This is a genomic window from Pseudochelatococcus sp. G4_1912 (assembly GCF_047501465.1).
In the GTDB taxonomy this organism is placed as follows: Bacteria; Pseudomonadota; Alphaproteobacteria; order Rhizobiales; family Beijerinckiaceae; genus Pseudochelatococcus.
This window is the reverse complement of record NZ_JAZDRL010000001.1, coordinates 992246-1013688: the sequence shown is the minus strand read 5'-3', so window position 1 is coordinate 1013688 and position 21443 is coordinate 992246. Positions and strand designations below refer to the sequence as shown.

General features: G+C 51.8%; 19 protein-coding genes. 14 read left to right on the top strand and 5 right to left on the bottom strand.

What is annotated here, in order from left to right; translation table 11 throughout:
- The first annotated feature begins 61 nt into the window (after positions 1-61).
- Both greA and VRZ32_RS04635 read left to right on the top strand, forming a co-directional pair.
- A complete protein-coding gene (gene greA, locus VRZ32_RS04640; RefSeq protein WP_414524529.1) occupies positions 62-535 on the top strand; it encodes a transcription elongation factor GreA in 474 nt (157 codons plus the stop codon).
- 319 nt (positions 536-854) lie between these two features.
- The gene (locus tag VRZ32_RS04635) at positions 855-1409 is read left to right on the top strand and encodes a hypothetical protein (RefSeq protein WP_414524528.1); all 555 of its coding nucleotides are present in this window, start codon (positions 855-857) and stop codon (positions 1407-1409) included.
- A gap of 305 nt (positions 1410-1714) precedes the next feature.
- Here the strand turns inward: VRZ32_RS04635 and VRZ32_RS04630 are convergent, their stop codons facing one another.
- Positions 1715-2188 (bottom strand): Lrp/AsnC family transcriptional regulator, encoded by a 474-nt coding sequence (locus VRZ32_RS04630; protein ID WP_414524527.1) that lies wholly within the window; start codon positions 2186-2188, stop codon positions 1715-1717.
- Positions 2189-2618: 430 nt separating this feature from the next.
- Between VRZ32_RS04630 and VRZ32_RS04625 the strand changes: the two genes are divergently transcribed.
- The 4 genes from VRZ32_RS04625 to VRZ32_RS04610 all read left to right on the top strand — a co-directional run bounded on the left by VRZ32_RS04625 (position 2619) and on the right by VRZ32_RS04610 (position 7167).
- The gene (locus VRZ32_RS04625) at positions 2619-3656 is read left to right on the top strand and encodes a mitochondrial fission ELM1 family protein (protein ID WP_414524526.1); all 1038 of its coding nucleotides are present in this window, start codon (positions 2619-2621) and stop codon (positions 3654-3656) included.
- Entirely contained in the window at positions 3653-4672 is a 1020-nt protein-coding gene (gene trxB / locus VRZ32_RS04620) for a thioredoxin-disulfide reductase (RefSeq protein WP_414524525.1), read from the top strand. The genes VRZ32_RS04625 and trxB overlap by 4 nt, the downstream gene beginning before the upstream one ends.
- A 76-nt stretch (positions 4673-4748) precedes the next feature.
- Entirely contained in the window at positions 4749-5639 is an 891-nt protein-coding gene (locus VRZ32_RS04615) for a LysR family transcriptional regulator (protein WP_414524524.1), read from the top strand.
- Between the two features lie 1042 nt (positions 5640-6681).
- The gene (locus VRZ32_RS04610) at positions 6682-7167 is read left to right on the top strand and encodes a hypothetical protein (protein ID WP_414524523.1); all 486 of its coding nucleotides are present in this window, start codon (positions 6682-6684) and stop codon (positions 7165-7167) included.
- Between the two features lie 320 nt (positions 7168-7487).
- On the opposite strand, the gene uvrB is transcribed toward VRZ32_RS04610, so the two are convergent.
- On the bottom strand, positions 7488-10184 hold the full coding sequence (uvrB, locus tag VRZ32_RS04605) for an excinuclease ABC subunit UvrB (protein ID WP_414524522.1): 2697 nt from the start codon (positions 10182-10184) through the stop codon (positions 7488-7490).
- A 134-nt stretch (positions 10185-10318) separates the two neighbouring features.
- Here uvrB and fabI point away from each other — a divergent pair, with 134 nt between their 5' ends.
- Both fabI and VRZ32_RS04595 read left to right on the top strand, forming a co-directional pair.
- Positions 10319-11083, top strand: a complete 765-nt coding sequence (gene fabI, locus VRZ32_RS04600; RefSeq protein WP_414524521.1) for an enoyl-ACP reductase FabI — start codon at positions 10319-10321, stop codon at positions 11081-11083.
- Positions 11084-11502: 419 nt separating this feature from the next.
- The gene (locus VRZ32_RS04595) at positions 11503-12447 is read left to right on the top strand and encodes a ribose-phosphate pyrophosphokinase (protein WP_414524520.1); all 945 of its coding nucleotides are present in this window, start codon (positions 11503-11505) and stop codon (positions 12445-12447) included.
- Positions 12448-12550: 103 nt separating this feature from the next.
- Here VRZ32_RS04595 and VRZ32_RS04590 read toward each other — a convergent pair whose 3' ends face one another.
- Both VRZ32_RS04590 and VRZ32_RS04585 read right to left on the bottom strand, forming a co-directional pair.
- Positions 12551-13492, bottom strand: coding sequence for a hypothetical protein (locus VRZ32_RS04590; protein WP_414524519.1), 942 nt, complete (start codon positions 13490-13492; stop codon positions 12551-12553).
- 273 nt (positions 13493-13765) lie between these two features.
- The gene (locus VRZ32_RS04585) at positions 13766-14770 is read right to left on the bottom strand and encodes a Tim44 domain-containing protein (RefSeq protein WP_414524518.1); all 1005 of its coding nucleotides are present in this window, start codon (positions 14768-14770) and stop codon (positions 13766-13768) included.
- Between the two features lie 257 nt (positions 14771-15027).
- Here VRZ32_RS04585 and VRZ32_RS04580 point away from each other — a divergent pair, with 257 nt between their 5' ends.
- From VRZ32_RS04580 to VRZ32_RS04565, 4 genes are all read left to right on the top strand, one after another.
- Positions 15028-15756 (top strand): aldolase/citrate lyase family protein, encoded by a 729-nt coding sequence (locus VRZ32_RS04580; RefSeq protein WP_414524517.1) that lies wholly within the window; start codon positions 15028-15030, stop codon positions 15754-15756.
- Positions 15757-15967: 211 nt separating this feature from the next.
- On the top strand, positions 15968-16423 hold the full coding sequence (locus VRZ32_RS04575; RefSeq protein ID WP_414524516.1) for a hypothetical protein: 456 nt from the start codon (positions 15968-15970) through the stop codon (positions 16421-16423).
- Positions 16424-16477: 54 nt separating this feature from the next.
- A complete protein-coding gene (locus tag VRZ32_RS04570; RefSeq protein WP_414524515.1) occupies positions 16478-17152 on the top strand; it encodes a ribonuclease T2 family protein in 675 nt (224 codons plus the stop codon).
- Between the two features lie 70 nt (positions 17153-17222).
- Positions 17223-18068 (top strand): 23S rRNA (adenine(2030)-N(6))-methyltransferase RlmJ, encoded by an 846-nt coding sequence (locus tag VRZ32_RS04565; RefSeq protein ID WP_414524514.1) that lies wholly within the window; start codon positions 17223-17225, stop codon positions 18066-18068.
- Positions 18069-18478: 410 nt separating this feature from the next.
- On the opposite strand, the gene VRZ32_RS04560 is transcribed toward VRZ32_RS04565, so the two are convergent.
- A complete protein-coding gene (locus tag VRZ32_RS04560; protein WP_414524513.1) occupies positions 18479-19231 on the bottom strand; it encodes an outer membrane protein in 753 nt (250 codons plus the stop codon).
- Positions 19232-19799: 568 nt separating this feature from the next.
- Here VRZ32_RS04560 and VRZ32_RS04555 point away from each other — a divergent pair.
- Both VRZ32_RS04555 and VRZ32_RS04550 read left to right on the top strand, forming a co-directional pair.
- On the top strand, positions 19800-20654 hold the full coding sequence (locus tag VRZ32_RS04555; RefSeq protein ID WP_414524512.1) for a glycosyltransferase family 2 protein: 855 nt from the start codon (positions 19800-19802) through the stop codon (positions 20652-20654).
- Positions 20651-21409, top strand: a complete 759-nt coding sequence (locus tag VRZ32_RS04550; protein ID WP_414524511.1) for an SDR family oxidoreductase — start codon at positions 20651-20653, stop codon at positions 21407-21409. Before VRZ32_RS04555 ends, VRZ32_RS04550 begins: the two co-directional genes overlap by 4 nt.
- Positions 21410-21443 lie beyond the last annotated feature (34 nt).

The window sequence follows — 21443 nt, the reverse complement described above, 5'->3', positions numbered from 1 at the left end:
TTTATGATGCGGGGCGTCGATTGGGCGCCCCGTGTTTACTTGTTATGACGGAAACAGAACAATGGAAAAAATCCCCATGACCGCCGCTGGCTATGCGGCTTTGGAGGTAGAACTGAAGCGCCGTCAGCAGGAGGAACGCCAGCGGATCATCGAGGCGATTTCCGAAGCGCGCGCCCATGGCGATCTGTCGGAAAACGCCGAGTATCATGCGGCCAAGGAACAGCAAAGCCTTAATGAGGGCCGCATTCTTGAGCTTGAAGGCTATATTTCGCGCGCAGACATTATCGATGTGGCGAGGCTCAATGGCGACACTGTGAAGTTCGGCGCAACCGTCAAACTGGTTGATGAAGATACCGAGCAGGAAAAGGTTTATCAGATTGTTGGTGAGCCGGAAGCAGACGCAAGCCTTGGCAAGGTCTCCATCGCCTCTCCGATTGCGCGCGCGCTTATTGGCAAGGCCATTGGCGATAGCGTTGAGGTGGTTGCACCAGGCGGCGGCAAATCTTACGAGATCGTTGACGTCATTTTCAAGTAAATGATGCTGGCAAGTGTTGTGTGAGAAAAATGCGACCTGAAATATTGCGCGTTTTTCTCTCCTCTCTCTTGGACAAATTTGGCGCATACATAAAGAGATAGAGCAAAATAGAATTTCAGATATAATGTGTTTGCTTTTAGAGCAGTTTGCATTTTTCCTGAATTTTATGCCGTGATGCACCCTGTTCTAATTTTTTCGCGATTTGCGTTCACTGAATATTCGGTCAAATGCAAATAGCGGACCTCTTGGGTGAGCATCTCATTCTCTAACCGATATACCGGTTTGATTGCTTGATGCTTCTGAACAGCGGGAGAATGTCATGACCGAAGTGACGCGTCGGGCTTTTTTCGTGGTTGGTGGTGCAGCCGCGCTTGGTACTACTGCCCTGCTTGGTGGCTGTATGTCGTCGGGGGATATCCCGCTGTCAGCAACTGATGCAGCGGCGCTGCGGTTGCGCTCTGTTGATGTTGATGTAGAGCCGCTAGTGGCGCGCGGCCTGACCCCATGGGCGACATTGGTGCGTAGCACCATGAAGCCTGAGCTGAACCGTCTTTTCGCCCCACGTTTAACGCCAGGCGACAAAAGAGCCGACCGGGTGGTTGCGCGAGTCGATAGTGTTTTCCTCACCTCCTGGGCTGGTGGCGGTGGTGATGACTCCTGGTTTGGCAGTACCGGTTCTGATTCTGATTATATGGAAGGTTATGCGCTCGTTATCAGCCCGGACGGTGCGGAACGTGCGCGCTACCACATTCTGTTGGCGTTACCGGCGAGTTCTGCCGGCGCATGGTATTTGCCAGACATCGATAATCGCAGGGTGATGGGCCTGTCACGCGTTTTCGCACGATGGGTACGCGACATGGTGATCGGTCGTTAGGATGCACTGATCTTCGCGACATGGTGGCCTGCAAATGGCAACTCTCTGCGCTTCCGGTGCTCATGGACATTAGTCCACTGCGCTCCGGTTCTCGATAGTCACCATTTTCGACTCACCCTGACGCGAAGCTCAACACATCCTGCGGTCGTCTTTTTGCGCGGTTTTTTCGGGCTTGAGGTGGCGTTCTTTATGAAGCTTGGGTTTAGAGCAGTTTGCGTTCAAGTTGGTTTACCAAATTGAACGCAAGTTGCGGTAAAATATAAAAATTAGAGCGCACTTCTGATGCAATCAGAAAGTCTGGTGCTTTAGCGCATGGTTTCCAGGGGAATGAGCGGTGAATCTTTCACGTGCGCTACTGTCAGGGCTGTGCGTACATTGCGTACGTTCGGCAGTGCTGTGAGATCGAGAACCAGCTTCTGGAAGGAATGCAGATCACGCGCGACGCATTTCAGCAGGAAGTCGATATCGCCGGATAACGACCAGCATTCACGAACAATCGACCAGCTGCGGATGTAGCTCTCGAACTGTGCGAGATCTTGTCCTGCCTGGCTTGAGAGCTGCACCATGGCAAAGCAGGTAATTTCAAAGCCGAGTAGTTTGCCATCAAGCATGGCACGATAGCCGCGAATGATTCCCGCATCTTCCAGTGCACGCACACGGCGCAGGCAGGGAGGGGCGGATAATCCAGCCCGGCGTGCCAGCTCGACGTTGGTAAGCCGACCATCAGCCTGCAATTCCTTAAGAATTTTCCAATCGGTTGCATCAAGTTCGATGGTCAAGCGAGCAATCCCTTAAGTGAGTGATCACGCCGTATAATACGTAGCGATTAAGCATTGGTGTAGTTTGCGCACAAACAACCCTATTTTGGCTTTTTTGCGCAGAAGCACATTATAAATGTCATTTTTTGCGCATCTTGCATTATTTTCGCTCTTTTTGGATAACGGAAACTGGGGCGGGGCGTCAAATTACCCGCTCGAACCTTTTATACTGACCAAAATTGCGTATATTGAGTGCTGATCGTTTATGGTTTTCAGTGCGCTATAGCAGCTTGTGTTTGTTTGAACTTAAGTTGCCAAGCTTGTACGTGTGGCTTGCGCTTCTTGTATTTTACCAGTGTTGTCACCTGTTTTCCGGATTGTCATGCCAGCAATGTTTAACAGCGCTTCAGAAAAACAGTGTCTGAAACCGACGGATGCGCTTTCCAAGTGTATGACGGTCGAGCCCCTTTCGTGCTGGGTGTTGACTGATGGCAAAGCGGGGGATGAGGTGCAATGTTTGGGGGTGGCACAGGCTCTTCAAGCAGAAAATCCCAATATCATCGTGAGTATCCGGCATGTGCATCCCCGTGCGCCTTTTGTGTGGACCATGCCATGGAGCGGTATAGACCCGCGTGAAGCGCCGCATCGTTCGGGCTCTCCGCTCGCGCCGCCATTTCCTGATATACTGATTGCCTCCGGCAGGCGGGCCGTGCCCTATGTTCGTGCAGTGAAGCGCGCTTCGAGCGGGCGCACATTTACGGTTTTTCTGAAAGATCCACGCACTGGCCCTCGCACAGCTGACCTCATCTGGGTAGCGGAACACGACAAATTACGTGGCGACAACGTGCTCGTGACACTCACCGCACCGCACCGCGTTTCGCAGGAACGGCTGGCTGCCGCACGTGCAGCGCCTCCTGCAGCATTAGCCTTGCTTAAATCCCCCCGTGTGGCGGTGCTGGCAGGCGGCAACAGCCGGCATCATCGCTTTCTCGATAGTGATGTCGCGCGCCTGCTTCAGCAGCTTGAGGCGCTGACAGCTGAAGGTGCAACGCTGATGGTGACTGCATCCCGGCGCACGCCGTCCGCCCTGGTGGAGGGCTTGCGTGCGCTTGTTGAGCGCACCGGCGGCTATTTGTGGGATGGCGTGACAGGCAATCCTGCGGATAATCCCTATATAGCCCTGTTAGCGCTGGCTGACTGGGTTGTGGTGACGGCCGACTCATCCAATATGCTGGGCGAGGCCGCTGCTACGGGCGCGCCCTTACTGATTTTTGAGCCTTCGGGCGGGCATGCGAAGTTTAAGACGCTTTTGCAGGGGCTCAAAACGTGCGGAATCGCACGCGAGCTTCGCGGACGACTTGAAGGAGACGCATACCTCCCGTTAGATACAACTGCGGCTATTGCATGTACGATTGCCCAATCGTTCATGGCGCATAGGTCGCGTCTTGCTACAATAACGGGCGAGTTGCCCGGAATGGACATATCATGAGCTTGCCTTTTGCCCATAACGCTGCTGCGCCCACCCCCATCACCCCGGTCAAGGGTGGTTTGACGCATACCAAGCTGCTGATCATCGGTTCAGGACCTGCAGGCTATACGGCGGCAATCTATGCGGCGCGCGCAATGCTTGAACCAGTGCTGGTTTCAGGCCTGCAGCAGGGCGGACAGCTGACAATTACAACCGATGTCGAAAATTATCCGGGCTTTGCAGATACGATTCAAGGCCCGTGGCTTGTCGAGCAGATGCGTTTGCAGGCTGAACATGTCGGTGCGCGGCTGGTATCAGATTACATTGTGTCTGCGGATCTATCGGTGCGCCCCTTTAAAGTGGTTGGTGACAGCGGTCATGTTTACACTTGCGACACGCTGGTGATTGCAACCGGTGCGCAGGCGAAATGGCTGGGGCTCGAATCAGAGCAGACATTCCAGGGGTTTGGCGTTTCGGCATGCGCAACATGTGATGGTTTCTTCTTCCGCAACCGTGAAGTTGTCGTCGTTGGCGGTGGCAACACGGCGGTGGAAGAAGCGCTTTATCTTTCCCACATCGCATCCAAGGTCACACTGGTCCATCGTCGCGATTCGTTGAAGGCAGAGCGTATCTTGCAGGATCGGCTGTTCGCCAACCCCAAGATCGAGGTGGTATGGGATCATGCGCTGGATGAGATCGTTGGCCAGGAATTGCCTCGTTCTGTTACGGGTGTGCGGTTGCGCAACGTTATCACTGGCGAAATCAGTGAGCGGGCGGTTGAGGGCGTATTTATTGCCATAGGTCATAAGCCCGAAAGCAGTCTATTCGCACAGCAACTAAAATTGACGCCCTCAGGTTATATTCAGACAACGCCTGGTAGCACGGAAACGAGCGTGCCGGGTGTGTTCGCGGCAGGCGACGTGGCGGATGAAGTATATCGGCAAGCTGTTACAGCAGCAGGTCTCGGCTGCATGGCAGCGCTTGATGCTGAACGTTGGCTTGCGGTGCAGGAAGCGACACGACAAGCTGCAGAATAAGTGCGGCAATAGATAACCGCTCGCGCAAGCGCGGGAGGCACTAGAAAGCAAGATTTGCCAGGGTAGGGAGCGGGCCGTGGATTGGGACAAGGTGCGAATTTTCTATACCGTGGCAGAAGCAGGGAGCTTCACGCGGGCGGGCGATGATCTGGGCCTCAGCCAGTCGGCTGTAAGTCGGCAGGTCAGCGCTCTGGAGCGCGATCTCAAAGCGCCGTTGTTTCATCGGCATGCGCGTGGACTGATTCTAACCGAGCAGGGCGAACTGCTGTTTCGCGCCGCTCGCGACATGACCATGCGCCTTGAATCCACGCGTGCCCGCTTATCCGAATCACGTGAACGCCCCTCTGGCACGCTGCGCGTTACCACAACGCCGGGTCTTGGTACGCATTGGCTGACGCCGCGGCTGGGCGAGTTTATGGATCTTTATCCCGATATCCGGGTTGAGCTGATCTTGACTGACGATGAGCTGGACCTGTCAATGCGTGAGGCGGATGTCGCCATTCGACTACGCCAGCCGGTGCAGGGGGATTTGATACAGCGCCGTTTGTTTACAGTGCACTTCCATGCCTATGCATCGACGGAATATCTCAAGCGGTTTGGGCAGCCAGAGCGCTTGGCTGACCTCGATAACCACCGCATCCTGAGCTTTGGTGGGGCAGTTCCGCATTATCTATTGGCCGTGCATTGGCTGGCATCAGCTGGTCGCGACACCAAGGATCCGCGTAGTTATCACCTGCTGGTCAATAATGTGACTTCCCTTAAAAAGGCAGTTGAGAAGGGTGCCGGGCTGGCAGTGCTACCCGATTTTATTGTGGAGCCAGGACAGGGCCTTGTGCAGCTGCTATCAGACGTTGAAATGCCATCGCTGGATAGCTATCTGGTTTTTCCGGAAGAAATGAAAAATGTTGCACGCGTGCAAGTGTTTCGTGATTTCTTAATTAGTAAAGCTCAACGCTGGACCTACTAGTAGTGCATGTATAATAACGAAAACACATGCACTTGGTTTAATAATCAATGCGTGTGAATCTTAAATACATAATTTTATATTATATGGAGCGTAGATGGTTGTTTGGCTATCTATATTTCATGCTTGATATTTATGCTTTGGCTGCATTTGGCAGGTTGAATTGGCTAATAATTGACCTTTCATATAGACTATGCGGCATGTGCATGCCTGTTATGTAGCCTGTTGCATTGCAAAAAGGCACGCGAATAGGCATTCTGATCATGGTTGAGGCAAATGAGTTCCGCACCTCCTCCCGGCGTAGAGCTTGTTTCAACCGTTCCCCTCTGGAAGTTCCAGCTATGCTGGGGCTACTTTCAGGCCGGATTCCTTAATGGAATTCGGCCTTTTTTTATCTACAGAATTGTTGCAATTATTATGGTTGTGATTATATCGATTCCGCAGTCAGGTTAACCTGTGAATACAATTGCACTAAAGAACAAAATATATATGTTCATTGTTTTATCCTCATGAGTGTTTTGTGAAATAATTTCTTGGAATATAGCTGTTTCTTCTATTTCTTATGAAATTTGTGCGTTGCACCATTGGTGCCTTGCATCTGGTGCATAACCATTTTGGGATAATTTTTGAGCATATAAGGGGCATTACATGCTTGTTGATAACTACAGTGAGTAGGGAGTGTCTTCACAGTAAATTAAGGGCTGTGGCCTATAGAAAGCATCCATTTTCCTTGCCTTGAGTTGACACGCAAAAAGTACTTTGGTAGTCACAATTCTACGCAAGTGAAAAAACCTTCTGAAAGCGTTACATACGTCACGCTTTGTACGTCCTGATAAGGGCTGCGAAGCTGTCAGAGTTGATCATTTATACGTGGCATTTATTTGGAGTATAAACGCTCTTTGTAATTGTATTTACATCAAGAAAAAGCGTTTTGAATTTCAAGTATAAATTAAGTCGCTAAAGTTCAATTCTATTTGTACGCACTCAGGAAAACCCAACCCAAACCTAAGATGTCTTAGGTTTTTTAAATTATCAAGGTGCATTTATGTCTGATACTAACAAACCGGTGAAAAAAGAAGCAGACAGCTTACCATTTTTTCCTCCCATTGAAAATAATAATACTGATACCAGCCCAGTTATTTCTACGTCCAATGTCGGTGGTATGAACGTCGGGCACTATGAGGCTCCGGGCTCCTTAACTACTCTTCCAGAAAGCGCGCCTAAGCTTGATGGTGAGAATGGTCCAGCTGGCCTTGAAGGTAATGGTTTTGGTAACTGTGTTGTGTCGTGGTTTAAGGATGCTGGCACAGCAGTTCGCGAGATGCTTTCTAGTGTTGCTGCAAGCATTTCTTCCAAGTTCTCGGCCTTTTTCGGTAGCCTGACCGGAATGTTCTCTGCGCTTCGTAACGCTTTCTCATTTAGCGAAACCGCAAAGGAAGATGAGGAAACTGCAGTAGAGCAGCCAACTAAAGTAGCTCAGCCAACTGAAGGCCCTACACCTGTAAAGGCTCAGCTAGTTGAAACTGAATAATAAGTAAGCGGTTGGGAGATTCTTTTCCTTTCCAACAATAGCTAGACATAGTTGCACTTAAAACTTAATACGCGTAGGCCACGCAGAGAAGCGTTGCTTGCGCGTATTTTTTATTCGCTGACAAATAGAATAATATTTATTTGTGCAATTTTGACGTATTATTATACGAGTTACATATTGAGATTTTCTGAGTTTTATATTCACTTGTTTAAAAGAAATTATAATATTGAAGATAAATATTGCGTGTTTTCTGTTTGAAGGAAATAATTCTCTCCAGTAACACTTGGTGTGATATAAATATTCTAAATCTGGCGCTTATCTTACTTCGTTTTTCGTCTGCCGCCTTTTTTGACAGTGGTTTTGCCTGGCCAGCCGCCGGTCGAGCGGGGTTGGAAGTGTTCGGCACCGAGAGGTTTGGCTTCTTTACCAGGCCCCATTTCATCAAGTGTTGGTTTCCGCGCCCGTGTTGTATCTTTCTCAGGGGGCAAATTACCGGCTGCACCGTATTTACGATCACCCGCGTAAGCTCCAGCGCGGTTTTCCACCTCACGTTGACGTGCTAACGGATCATCCGCAATTGCAAGCTCGGTTGCTTGCAGGCGCTTAATTTCATCACGAAGCCTTGCTGCAGTTTCAAAATCAAGATCAGCTGCAGCTGCCCGCATGCGTTTATCCAGATCAGCCAGCACGGCTTTCAGGTTGTGGCCGACAGCTGATTTCTCTGTCATGCCCGTATCAACGGTTACATGATCGCGTTCGTAGACAGATTCAAGAATATCGCCGATACGCTTTTTTACGCTTTGCGGCGTAATGCCATGCTCTTCGTTATATGTTATCTGACGGTCGCGGCGGCGCGTGGTTTCCGCCATTGCGCGTTCAAGGCTGCCCGTTACCTTGTCAGCATAGCAGATCACACGTCCCTCAACATTTCGCGCTGCCCGCCCGATGGTTTGTACGAGTGACGTCTCTGAACGCAAAAAGCCCTCTTTATCGGCATCGAGAATTGCAACAAGCGCGCATTCAGGAATATCAAGCCCCTCGCGCAGCAGGTTAATGCCTACCAGCACATCAAATGCGCCAAGACGTAAATCGCGGATGATCTCGATGCGCTCCAGCGTGTCAATGTCTGAGTGCATATAGCGAACGCGAATACCATTTTCATGCAGATACTCAGTCAGGTCCTCCGCCATACGCTTGGTAAGTACGGTAACCAACGAGCGGTATCCTTTGGCTGCAGTAGCGCGCACTTCGCCCAACAGATCATCGACCTGACTGCGTGCGGGGCGGATTTCAACAGGTGGATCGATCAGCCCTGTGGGGCGAATAACCTGTTCTACGAACACGCCGCCGGTGCGCTCCATTTCCCACTTGCCGGGTGTGGCCGATACATGCACCGATTGCGGACGCATCGCATCCCATTCCTCAAAGCGCAGTGGGCGGTTATCCATGCATGAAGGCAGACGGAAGCCATATTCCGCCAACGTTGCCTTGCGGCGAAAGTCCCCCCGATACATGCCGCCGATCTGCGGGATTGTCACATGGCTTTCATCCGTGAAGACAAGCGCATTGTCAGGCAGGTATTCGAATAGCGTTGGTGGCGGTTCGCCGGGTTTGCGCCCTGTCAGGTAGCGCGAATAGTTTTCAATGCCCGCGCAGGCGCCGGTTGCCTCCATCATTTCCAGATCGAATACCGTTCGCTGTTCCAGTCGCTGCGCTTCCAGCAAGCGGCCCATGCGCGACAATTCCTCAACGCGCCACTTCATCTCTTCCTTGATGCCCTTGATTGATTGAAGCAGCGTTGGGCGGGGAGTGACATAATGCGAGTTCGCATACAGTTTCACGAATTCCAGATCGGCCGTTTTCTGTCCGGTTAGCGGGTCGAATTCGGCAATTGTTTCAACTTCATCGCCAAAGAGCGAGATACGCCAGGCGCGGTCTTCATAGTGAGCGGGAAATACTTCGATCACATCACCGCGCACCCGAAAAGTGCCACGTGTGAAGTCACCGCCGGTGCGTTTGTATTGCAGTGCGACGAGATCCGCGATGAGCTGGCGCTGCTCAATCCGTTCCTCGACTTTGACCGAAAATGTCATTGCCGTATAGGTTTCGACCGAGCCGATACCATAAATGCAGGATACAGAAGCTACAATAATGACATCATCCCGCTCCAGCAGTGCGCGGGTGGCGGCATGGCGCATGCGGTCGATCTGTTCGTTGATCGATGATTCCTTCTCGATGTAGGTATCAGACCGTGGCACGTAAGCCTCCGGCTGATAATAATCATAGTAGGATACGAAATATTCTACCGCATTGTCCGGAAAGAAGCTTTTGAACTCGCCATAGAGCTGCGCAGCAAGGGTTTTGTTGGGAGCCAGAATGAGGGCCGGGCGCTGAGTGGCTTCGATCACCTTTGCCATGGTAAAAGTCTTGCCCGAGCCTGTAACGCCCAGAAGTACTTGATCGCGTTCATCCTCGCGTACTCCTTTCACCAATTCAGCGATGGCGCCAGGCTGGTCGCCTGCGGGCTCGAAGTCTGATTGCATGCGGAAGCGAATACCGCCTTCGGACTTCTCTGGACGCTCAGGTCGATGAGGTGTCCATACTTCGCCATTCTTGATGAATGGATTACCATCCTCCAGCAATTGCGTGAGGGCCTCAACGGTCGCGGACACGCCAGAGCCATCTGCCGCATAAGTGGCGCCACCGGGCGCTTTGCTGCGCTTGGACGTTTGTTTGCGAGGGGTAACGCGATCCGCCTCTGCAGAGGAGCGCATAAGACGATCGGCAAAATCAGGATCGGTTATTGGTGTTGCATCGGCGCTGTAGCGTGCTTGCGGCGCTTCTTCAAATCCGTGGTTCTTATTCAGTGCGGGATTGAGGAGGTCAGCCAGAAAGGGATCAAGCGGCACCAGTGCAGGCTTCGATGCTTTTGCGCGCGTGGTCTTGTTGCGCGCAGGCTTTACCTGCGAGGAATCGGGAGCGGAGGTTGAAGCTGGTGTCTTGGGTGTGCGCGCCATCGCGTGAATATGGCTCTCATTAAGCGGTATGTGAAGATGGGCGTTGAAATTCTAATACGGAATCTGCAACTTGCGTTCATTTTAAGGATCAGATTAACGTAATTGGCTGGATTACGAGTGGAGGAGGCTTCGCAATGATTGATTTAAAGGGGAAGCGTGCGCTCGTAGTGGGGGTTGCTAATGCGGACTCGATTGCATGGGGAGTGGCAAAGGCGTTGCATGCTGCGGGGGCAGAAGTCGCGCTAACCTACCTGAATGATCGCGCCAAACCGTTCGTTGAGCCCTTGGCGCGGTCTATTGATGCTCCAATTTTCCTACCGCTTGATGTGCGCAAGAAAGAAGAAGCTGATGCGCTTTTTCATCGGATAACCACGCATTGGGGAGGGTTGGATACACTGGTGCACTCGATAGCTTATGCGCCAGGTGAGGATCTGCATGGACGTGTTGTCGATGCCTCGCTTGAGGGGCTTGCACTTTCCATGGATATCTCGGTCCATTCATTCATCCGCTTGCTTAGGCGGGCTGAGCCATTGATGAAAGATGGCGGCACGGCGCTCACGATGAGCTTTTACGGTGCTGAAAAGGTGGTTGAGCATTATAACCTCATGGGGCCAATCAAGGCCGCGCTTGAGGCAACGAGCCGTGCGCTTGCGGCAGAGCTTGGGCCCAAAGGCATTACAGTGAATACGCTATCGCCTGGGCCGATGCTCACCCGTGCAGCCTCAGGCCTTGGTGATTTTGGTGCTTTGCTTCAGTCTGCTGCGGAACGCTCGCCGCTGCGGCGCCTGGCGACTATTGATGATGTTGGTGCGCTTGCTGCATTTCTGGCCTCGGATTTGGCCCGGAACATCACGGGCGAAACCATCCATATAGATGCAGGCTTCCATATCATCGCTTGATACAGGTTGCTTGTGGGCGCTTTCTGTCAGGTGCATAGCTATAGATTGTATCTGGAAGATGTGTCTCCTGAGTTTAAAGAAGCATATGATAGATCAGATCATATCCATCTCTGGGCTATGAAGCTGCTATCCAATTATGAGCATTTACTTTATAAGTAATCTGGTTGGGTTGAAGCATGCTTCCCATGCTTCAACATAAAAGGGCCTTAAGCCCTGCGGTGGGGACATGGCTGTTATCGTGTTTCTTAGAATCGTCATGAAACCTATTGTTTGCACGTGATGCGGCTGATATGAGCGCAGCATGATTTTTGCGCGATTCCTTTAGGGGATTCCGGGTTTCGCGCGGTTGCTCTCTCTCCATTGAGCGAGCGTCAGGATTTTAGCTGTCGCGCGTTGGATCTTGTAAAGGAATTGGCCGGATGAAACCCTCGATCAAGCTCGTCGCGGGCAACTCGAATCGCCCTCTTGCAGAGGCTATTTCAAACTATCTCGAAGTGCCGCTGGCAACCTGCCTTGTGCGTCGTTTCGCAGATATGGAGATCTTCGTCGAGATTCAGGAAAATGTGCGCGGTGAGGATGTGTTCATTCTTCAGTCGACCTCTTTTCCGGCCAACGATCATCTCATGGAACTGCTCATCATTACTGATGCGCTGCGCCGTTCTTCCGCCAGACGTATCACTGCTGTGCTGCCGTACTTCGGTTATGCCCGGCAAGATCGTCGCGCCACTGGCCGCACGCCAATTTCTGCCAAGCTTGTATCAAACCTTATCACTCACGCCGGCGCTGACCGCGTGTTGACGGTTGATCTGCATGCTGGTCAGATCCAGGGCTTTTTCGATATTCCGACTGACAACCTGTTCTCAGCCCCTGTCATGGTGCGTGACATTAACGAGCGGCTTGACCTGTCAAACGTGATGGTCGTTTCGCCAGACGTTGGCGGTGTTGTGCGCGCTCGTGCTCTTGCCAAGCGCATCGATGCCCCCCTTGCTATCGTTGACAAGCGTCGTGAGCGGCCGGGTGAGTCAGAAGTGATGAATATCATCGGTGATGTTGCTGGCAAGAGCTGCATTCTCGTGGATGACATCATCGATTCAGGTGGTACGCTCTGCAATGCTGCTGATGCGCTGCTCGCGAAGGGTGCGAAGGAAGTCTACGCTTACTGCACGCATGGTGTTCTGTCCGGTGGCGCTGTGGCCCGTATTGCTTCATCGCGCTTGAAGGAACTGGTGATTACCGATTCCATCCAGGCAACCGAAGCCGTGAGAGTTGCTCCCAATATTCGCACTATTACAATCTCAAGCCTGCTTGGCGAGGCCATCGGCCGTACGGCCACGGAATCCAGTGTGTCCAGCCTTTTTGACTAAGGCTTAAGTAAAGCACTCAATCAAAAACCCCGGCCCGCGAGATTGCTGAGCCGGGGTTTTTTATGGTTGAGGAAACAAGTTTAAGCCGAAAACTGCAATCCGCTTAAAGTCCTGCTTGCTTAAATATATTTGATATTACCGTCATGGGCATACTGTATTGCTGCCGGGCAATATCTATGATGGTTTTAAGGTCACTAAAGAGAGTAAACCGCTTCTCTGGATCAGGGGTTGTGGTGTCTTTGACGTCTTTAAAGATATACTCTGCATTATCATGGAGGTATTGATAGAAATGCTCATCAAGTGAATGCTCCTGATCAGGAGTGACGAGTATATCGAGAGCTTTCCAAAGAGAAGCGTCAGCCTGCTTGAAAAAATCTCCGGATGACATTGTGTCTTTAAATGCTTTTGCAAAGGTTTCAATAATGATACCGATCGTCAGCTGATCAGCCTGATCAGGCGAGAGCGGGATAAAATCCTTAGCCCCCTCAGGCGCACTGAGGCGAGTCATCTCAGTCATTCTGATTGCTGCGTATTCTATGAGAGAGCTAATTTCACCTTGTTCGGCAAGCGGCGCATAGCGGGCAAGCTCAGCGGCAAACTCATCTCTAAGGGCATCCGTTAAATCGGCCTGGCCTTGCATTTCTTCCAGTCCAAAAGACCAGCCTATTGCAAGAGTAGATACAGTTTTGAATGCTGTGTCGAAGTCCATTTCAGTAGTAAGATAATTGGCGAGCGCAAAGAGATCTTGCCAAGCCTTCATGTCTGGCTGATACGGGGTCTTACCTGCCGCATCTATCTTGCTCAATGCAACGCTCTCAATTGCGGTGTGTTCTGTCGTTTCGTTGGTGAATGGGGTCTTTCTTGCTGAAAATGCACTGTACAGACCAATATCGGTAACATCATCAATGTGCTGGGGAACGATTTGAGTTGGCTCACCGCTTTGAATGTTGTCTTTGGTTGTTTCCGTGACTGTTGGGGCAGTACGGTTCACTCCAATGTATTTTTCTAACGAAACATGAGAGAAGCCATTAATAGAGCTAACCATCAATAAGATCCTTATTGCATATTATTGAATATAAAAGACGAAATTGAGCTTATGCTAATCAATTAATGTTTTAAGTGCTTTAGGTCGATAAATAGCGGCACTGTGATAGTAGTTGTAGCTTGTATATCGCTGCCACAAGGCATAAAGATGGCAACGTGCCTTGAAAAAAATTCTTATACTGTGCCAGCAATGTAAAAGCCGCCTCTTGTAAAGGCGGCTTGATCATTTGCAAGAAGAGGTGGCTGTTTCAGACTGCCACTTATCTGGCAGTTCTCACTCTTGCTGAAGGGCTGAAAGCAGCCAGTCGCCACCACGCATGCGACGGAATGTCCAGATTTCGGTGACGGTAATCGGCGTGGTCGGGTCGCCATCAACAACGGTGTTTGTTGTGCGGTCGAAAGTGACATCGCGCAGGGAAAATTTCATTGCAACCGTGGCATAATCGCTTTCCCCTTCACGCCACGCTTCAGCCAGGTCGCCCTGCATGAAGTTGATATCTGACACCCGATTGACGACGCCATTAGAGGCATTCGCAGTTAGTTCCTCGGAAAAGTACGAGGCAACCTCAGGCGTTGCCAGGCGGCGAAGTGCGGATAGGTCTTCGCGCGAGTAGGCATCCTGCGTTTCGATCAGCAGGCGCTCAAATGTCGCATAGTCGGCGGGGCCGATATCGATTGGCTGTCCAGTAGAAGCTGTTTGCGCGCGGGAAGTGTGGCTTCCAAGTCCAAGCCCTGAGCCAATGCCGGAACCAAGCCCCGATGAACCGCCAGCGCCTGAAGTAGTGCGTGCATAATGCCCCTGTGCGCCAGCTTCCTGTCTACGACGGAACCAGTTCATGGCAAAGCGCACTAACAATACGATAAGGCCGATCTGCAACAGAAGACCTAGCAACGAACCGAAGCCCGACATGCCACCAAACAATCCCGCGCCGGAAAGCAGGCCGAAGAGTCCAGCGCCCAAAAGGCCGCCCATCAATGCGCCACCAAATCCGCCGCCAAACATACCGGGGCGTTGCTGCCCTGCCATCTGACCGGGGCGCGCTGCCTGCGCTCCCAGGCCCGCATTAGGCGCGGTACTGGGTGCTGCTTGCGGTGTGGTGGAACGCTGAATGGGTGCTGCACTTGGTGCGGTATTGGTAGGGGCGGGCGCATTATAAGTACGCGTTCCCCGGCTGCCGAAGCTGCCGCCACGGCCCATGCGGGCTTCAGCGATTCCGGCCGTCAAAAACAGGGTGGCGGCTACAGCGGCCATAACGCGGCCTCGGCGGGAAAGAAACATGCGGTCTCACCTCACAGAATTTCATGTATCATTGCAAATAGCCAATGACGTTGCAGTTAGATGCATTTTGCCAAATCGGCTATCTGACCGCGTTATATATGGGGCATAATGAGCTTAAGGGAAAGTGCGCACACGCAATTTTCGACCTTTTAGGCCAACAAGATGACGTGATAATGCTTATAAGGTGCGCGCTTGGCTAATGTTGGCCTCTATAGAAAGAAAGCAAAATAGGTAAGCACCGAAATGAGAAAACCTTGATGCGCTCGCTTTTGATGGTATCTGCTGATAATGCGCAAGCGCTTGCTGTCAGTTCAACTCAAGCTGATGCTGTGATTGTAGATCTTACAATCAATGTATCGCCATCGATTGCGGCTCATTCACTGGCCCGTAATAACGCTCGTCAGGCCATTGATCTGATTGCTGGACGTATGAAGGTGTTCGTGCGCGTGAACATGCTGGCTTCGGGGATGGTGGATGATGATCTCGCGGCTGTAATGCCAGCCTGTCCCGATGGTATCGTGCTGCCGGGTGCAATGGGTACAGCTGACGTGGAGCATCTGGCTGCCAAACTTCGGGTGCTGGAGGCGCGGCTGGGACGAGAGGATGGTGAGACACAAATTATCCCATTGATCAGCAATTCTTCGGGTGTGCTGGCAGCGGGGGGAATGCGCCCTGTTCGTAGAATGGTGGCTATTGGCTGGGAGCCGTTTCATCCTCTATCTCGGCGTGACGTGCCTTCATTGATGGATTCTGCAGGGCGTTATCATGATGTGCCGCGGTTGACGCGTACACTAACCCTGCTGGCGGCAAGTCATGCAGGTGTTCTGGCGATCGATGCGCCTACGCCACTTGATACTAATGATGCATTCTATAGCGATGCAACCCGGGCGGAGCGGGATGGTTTTGGGGCGAAAATTGTCTGCTCGGAAGCACATGCACGTGCCGTGAATGATATTTTCCGACTTGATCGTCCCGCGGCGTTGTGAGCTGCCCCCATAAGATATGAATAGAGCACTGGTTGCGCATAATGTAATCCAGCCTTACTGCAGAAGCCTGATGCTTTAAACGCCGCATGGGTATAGCTTGACCGTTGTAAATGCAGTGACTTAGGATATTTTATAGAAGGGCCTTGTGCGTTGGCTCTGATGGGATTGCATGATCCGAAATCCAGGCACGTATTGATAATGGGGGGCTGTCGTGCGTAAGCTAATTCAAGCAGGCGGTCTTTTTGCTGCCGCTATGTCATTCTTGTTCCTGGCACTACCTGTCCAAGCCGGGAATTATGCGCGGACAGATGATGGTATGATCGCATTCTCTGGCGATAATATGCCCGCATGCGATGATCCGAATGTGCTTGGTCGGATAGCCAGCCGCTTCGCTTATCGAGAATCGCATTTCTGGAATTCTCCGCTCACCATCGAACAATTTGAGAAAATGCGCGAAGTCGCGTTCCGTCCGTGGGGGGAGCCATTCATTCCCCGCCGTTTCTGCACAGCTGTGACGTTGGCGTCTGATGGCCATCGGCGGGTGGTGAATTATTCCGTCCGCAAGGGGCTTGGTCCCATTGGTATTGGTAATGATGTGCAATGGTGTGTTGTTGGTCTCGATCCACTCATGGTGTTTGCTCCAGATTGCAGGGCGGCATTGCCCTGAGTTCATGCATATCGGATAGGGCCTTTGCTGCATTTGACCTTAGCGCATACAATAATGAATACCGCTCGTGCTGTGCTTGTGATGAGCATTGGCTTGGGTGTTGCCGTGGCGCAGGCTCGGCCTGTTGAGCGCGCCGCAAAACCCGGTGTTTTCGATTTTTATGTTCTTGCACTTTCCTGGTCGCCTGGTTTCTGCGCGCTTGGTGGCAAAGCCCGCCAGCATGCGCAATGCACTGATGGAAAGGAGCATGGTTTTGTGGTGCATGGGCTCTGGCCCCAATATGAGCATGGTTTTCCACGCGAATGTTCAATGATTCCAAATAGTATGGGGATGCGCGTGCCTTCTCGTTACGCCATGTCTATCGCTGCAGATATCTTTCCTGATCAGGGATTGGCGCGGCATCAGTGGCGTATGCACGGAACCTGCTCTGGAAAAACCCCGGAGGTTTACTTTCGTGAAACCGCACGCGCGCGCGATGTAGTTGCGGTGCCACGCACGCTGCAGAACTTACGGACGCGGCGGCTTGTTTCTACTGGGGAGGTTGAGCGCGCATTCATCGCTGCCAACCCTGGTCTTGAGGAAAATATGATTGCGACTGCGTGTGAAAGTGGTCGTTTGAAAGAAGTGCGTATCTGTCTGACACGTGATCTGTCGGCTTTTCGGGCGTGCTCACAAGTGGACCGTAGGGGGTGCCGGGATCACACAATAACGATCGATGCCCCTCAATAAGCGAAAGATGTAAGCGTTGCTCATTATGTCCGTTGAGTGTACGGGCAAATTCTGCCATTGATCCAGAATTATGAATTACCGTCACGCTTATCACGCTGGCAATTTTGCCGATTGCATGAAACACGCGCTTTTCGCGCGCATCCTTCATTATCTAAAACAGAAGGAAGCGCCGTTTCGCGTCATCGATACTCATGCCGGGATTGGCCTTTATGATCTGAACAGTGTTGAGGCAGGAAAAACACTGGAATGGCAAGCCGGTATTGCCCATTTGGCTGAGCCATTATCCGATGCAGCAGAAGCGCTCCTCGTGCCTTATCGCGAGGCGCTAGCAGAGGTTGCGACACGATTCGGAGGTGCCTTCTATCCCGGCTCTCCAATGCTTGCAAAACTCATTTTACGGCGCCAGGATCGGGCGATTTTCGTTGAGAAACATCCGGCAGATGTGCGGGTGTTGGAAGAGCGATTGGGGCGCGATAGACGGCTTAAGGTGCTGGAGCTTGATGGATGGACGGCCCTTAAAGCGAATATCCCTCCCGTGGAGCGGCGAGGCGTGGTGCTTATTGATCCGCCTTTTGAAGTTGGTGGCGAGCTTGCGCATATGGCGCGCGCCATGGTTGAAGCGCAACGTAAGTGGAATAATGGTATTATCGTTGGCTGGTATCCGATTAAGGATCTGGCGGAGACTGAGCAATTAGCAGATATATTGCGCGCCGCTGGTGTGCCTAAAATTTTGCGGCTTGAAATGCTCATTGATGCTGCTGACGACCCTTCGCGCCTTAATGGCAGCGGTCTGGTCATTATCAATCCGCCATGGACGTTGGCGGGTGAAGCAGAAATCCTGTTGCCTGCCATGGCAGAGAGATTAGCGCGATGCGATCAGGCCGGTTATCGCTGCGACTGGCTTGCGGGCGAGTGAAGCCATTTCACTGGCTCGCTGATGTTCGCACGGCATTCCTTATTTAGATATTTTTAGCGACCATTTATCGATCGCTTTTTAAGGACGCATGCGCGGCTTTCACGCGCTTAGGCCTTCAATCATTAGCGCAGCTCGTTTGGGTTGGGTGAGCAACACACAAACGATGTCTTGCTTATCGAGATATGTAGGTATGGCGCCTGTTTTCAATTCTATAATTGTCTAGACCAAGTTTAAAACGGTAGTGCAATTCTTGAATACAGGGTAATGGCGCAGGCATATTGTTGGCTTCTCAATTGGAAGCTTTAATCCCATGCAGACTTTTTTCTCGCAAACATGTGCGCCTGAATCTGGACAATAAAAAAGCCCGGTGACTTGCGTCACCGGGCCAATCGTTTGCGTCCCAGAAGGGATTAGAACGAGTCGAACTTGTAGTTCAGACCAGCGCGGACCACGCCGAACTCGTTGCTCTGGCGGTTGTTGTGGAACACTGGAACGAAGTTGTGCTTGTTGCTCTTGCCGAGGTCAACGTACAGACCTTCAACGCGTGCCGTGATGTTGTTGGTGATTGCGTACTCAACACCACCACCGACGGTCCAACCGGTACGGTTGTTGTTGCTGTTTTCGAAGTACATGCCCTGGTAGATGAAGCCGTTGTTGTTGCCGCCACCACCGTAAGCGAAACCACCCGTTGCGTACACGAGAGCGCGGTCGAATGCCACACCGAGACGAGCGCGGACAGTACCGAACCATTCGATGCCGTTGTTCGAGCCGCCGAATGCGCCAAGAGCAGGATCAAAAGCGAGAGCGTAGTTGCTGCTGCGCTTCAGGTCTGCATAGTTGATGTCTGCTTCAAGACCAGCAACGAACTGACCGAACTGGTAGTTGTAACCAACCTGGCCACCACCGGTGAAGCCACCGTTGTTGCCATCGTTGCCGCCAGCGAAGACAACGCCGTTTACAACGTATGCGTTGTTGCTGCTCTTGTTGTTCCAAGCGTAACCAGCGTTAACACCGACGTAGAAACCGGTCCACGTGAAGATAGGAGCGATTACAACCGGAGCAACCGGCTGAACGTGGCGGCTAGGAAGGTCAGCAGCAGAAGCTGCGCCCGAAGCGGCGAACAGGCTGGCAGCAGCAACACCTGCGAGAAGAACCTTTTTCATCATTCACTCCTCAAAAATTCTATCGTCTTCTATCAAACAGCCTAAATATTATTAAGCTGTTCGTGAAGTTGGTCTATTCATACCGCAACTTCAGTCAGCCGTCTGTGCCTTTCGTGTCACAGGCCGGTTGCTAAAAAGGGCGGGATTGTGTCGACAAAAGGCGCTTAATATCAATATTCGCCACCTTCTGCTTTGCTAAAAGCGTTTGCAACTTACAAGTAACCTTTTGTTGTTGCAAGGTATTTTTTGAAAAAAATGTCTAAGCCATTCCAGTTTCGGGTTGATTTTTACTCAGAAGAGATCATCCAGTATGAGTGTTCGATCATACTGTGGGATCGCTAAGCATGGATAACATCAGGTTAATGATCGATTTTCCATGTTGGTTCCGATAAATATCCGGCAAATAGCGCAGGATTCGCCGTGCTATTGCAGTATGCGATCGACGCAGTGGGCGTAAGATAGCGAGATGAAGATGGTGCTGGATCAGAGCATGAGGTTGCGATGGACGTTGCTACGTGTCAAAGCGAAGCAAGTGAGGTCTTGAAATCCAAGTGAGGTCTTGAAATCAATGACGCAGGCGCCGCTACCCCTATCCGTATTTATAATCACCCGCAATGAGGCGGACAGGATAGGCCGTTCCATTGCGGCAATTGCCGATCTCAGCGATGACATCGTTGTTGTTGATTCAGGATCAACCGATGGCACCCAGGAGATCGCAACCCGTCTAGGTGCACGTGTTATTCATAATGATTGGCCGGGCTATGGCCCGCAAAAACGTTTTGCTGAAGAGCAATGCCGGTACCAGTGGTTGCTTAATATCGATGCCGATGAGGTTGTTCCGCCGGATCTGGCGGCGCAAATCAGGGGTATATTTGCCGATGGCGAACCTGCCGCCGATGCCTATGAAATTAGAATTTCTGAAGTTTTTCCGGGTGAGGGGGCGCCCCATCCTCTTGCATATACGCTGGCGCCTGTGCGGCTTTATCGGAGTGATAAAGGACGATATGCAGCATCAACTGTTCATGATCGCGTAGAGTTGTCGCCAGATGCGCGTGTTCAGCGGTTAAAGGGGGCCATTCATCACTTTTCGGTGCGCTCGCTGGGCGATCAGCTAGCCAAGCTCAATAATTATACGGATGCGTTAGCGCTTGATCTCGATAAACGTGGGGCAAGGGTGTCGACCATGCGTTTGTTTGTGGAGTTTCCAGCCTCTTTTCTAAAGGCATATATTGGCCGCCGCCATATCGTGCGAGGTGTTTATGGCTTTATGACTGCTATGAATTTCGCTTTTTTCCGTTATTTACGGGTTGCCAAGCACATTGAGCGGCGCATGCTTGCGCGCCAGGGTGAGCAATCTTCGCATTCGGTTGCACCGCCTGTCGTGCCGGTACGAAATAAGCCGGACCGGGAGAGCAATGGATGACCCGAGGCGTTGCGCTTGTTACTGGAGGCGCGAAACGCATCGGGCGCGCCATCGTTGAGAGTCTTGCAGATGCAGGCTATGCAGTGGCAATCCACTTTCATCATTCAGGGGATGAGGCGCACCATCTTGCGAACTCGCTATGTGAAGCGGGGGTAAAGGCCTTAGCGCTCGGTGCTAATCTTGCCGATCCTGCCGCGACCAAATCTCTGATTTCGCGCGCGACGGCAGCACTGGGGCCTGTGACGTTGCTGGTTAATTCAGCGTCCATTTTTGAACCCGATGATATTGTTCATCTCGATGTTGAGTTGTGGGATGAGACATTCGCCGTGAATCTGCGCGCACCTATGCTGTTGGCGCGCGATCTCGCTCATTACCTACCCGAAGGAGCGTCTGGGGCAATTGTTAATGTGATTGATCAGCGGGTATTGCGTCTTAACCCGCAGTTTTTCTCTTACACGCTGACAAAGAGCGCCCTTGCAGTTGCAACCCGCACCATGGCGCAGGCTTTAGCACCGCATATTCGTGTAAACGGTGTTGCGCCTGGTCCTACTTGCGCGGGGCATCGCCAAACCGCACAAGATTTTGCGCGTCAAAGTGCAGCGACATTGCTTGGTCAGGGACCAACACCCGCGCAAATTGCTGAAGCTGTGCTTTTTCTGGCGCAAGCTACGAGCGTTACGGGACAAGTGTTGGCAGTGGATGGCGGCCAACATCTTTTATGGCGTACCGCTGATGTAGATGGCATTCCTGAATAAGCGACATGACAAGAGAGATGACAGGTGCGCTGAT

What these genes read in the sequence shown, in the direction of transcription:
- VRZ32_RS04610 (WP_414524523.1), top strand. Translation starts at nt 6,682, where the DNA reads ATGTCTGATACTAACAAACCGGTGAAAAAAGAAGCAGACAGCTTACCA.
- VRZ32_RS04585 (WP_414524518.1), bottom strand. Translation starts at nt 14,770, where the DNA reads ATGTTTCTTTCCCGCCGAGGCCGCGTTATGGCCGCTGTAGCCGCCACC.
- uvrB (WP_414524522.1), bottom strand. Translation starts at nt 10,184, where the DNA reads ATGGCGCGCACACCCAAGACACCAGCTTCAACCTCCGCTCCCGATTCC.
- greA (WP_414524529.1), top strand. Translation starts at nt 62, where the DNA reads ATGGAAAAAATCCCCATGACCGCCGCTGGCTATGCGGCTTTGGAGGTA.
- VRZ32_RS04590 (WP_414524519.1), bottom strand. Translation starts at nt 13,492, where the DNA reads ATGGTTAGCTCTATTAATGGCTTCTCTCATGTTTCGTTAGAAAAATAC.
- VRZ32_RS04555 (WP_414524512.1), top strand. Translation starts at nt 19,800, where the DNA reads ATGACGCAGGCGCCGCTACCCCTATCCGTATTTATAATCACCCGCAAT.
- VRZ32_RS04565 (WP_414524514.1), top strand. Translation starts at nt 17,223, where the DNA reads ATGAATTACCGTCACGCTTATCACGCTGGCAATTTTGCCGATTGCATG.
- trxB (WP_414524525.1), top strand. Translation starts at nt 3,653, where the DNA reads ATGAGCTTGCCTTTTGCCCATAACGCTGCTGCGCCCACCCCCATCACC.
- VRZ32_RS04560 (WP_414524513.1), bottom strand. Translation starts at nt 19,231, where the DNA reads ATGAAAAAGGTTCTTCTCGCAGGTGTTGCTGCTGCCAGCCTGTTCGCC.
- VRZ32_RS04625 (WP_414524526.1), top strand. Translation starts at nt 2,619, where the DNA reads ATGACGGTCGAGCCCCTTTCGTGCTGGGTGTTGACTGATGGCAAAGCG.
- VRZ32_RS04570 (WP_414524515.1), top strand. Translation starts at nt 16,478, where the DNA reads ATGAATACCGCTCGTGCTGTGCTTGTGATGAGCATTGGCTTGGGTGTT.
- VRZ32_RS04635 (WP_414524528.1), top strand. Translation starts at nt 855, where the DNA reads ATGACCGAAGTGACGCGTCGGGCTTTTTTCGTGGTTGGTGGTGCAGCC.
- VRZ32_RS04595 (WP_414524520.1), top strand. Translation starts at nt 11,503, where the DNA reads ATGAAACCCTCGATCAAGCTCGTCGCGGGCAACTCGAATCGCCCTCTT.
- fabI (WP_414524521.1), top strand. Translation starts at nt 10,319, where the DNA reads ATGATTGATTTAAAGGGGAAGCGTGCGCTCGTAGTGGGGGTTGCTAAT.
- VRZ32_RS04550 (WP_414524511.1), top strand. Translation starts at nt 20,651, where the DNA reads ATGACCCGAGGCGTTGCGCTTGTTACTGGAGGCGCGAAACGCATCGGG.
- VRZ32_RS04580 (WP_414524517.1), top strand. Translation starts at nt 15,028, where the DNA reads ATGCGCTCGCTTTTGATGGTATCTGCTGATAATGCGCAAGCGCTTGCT.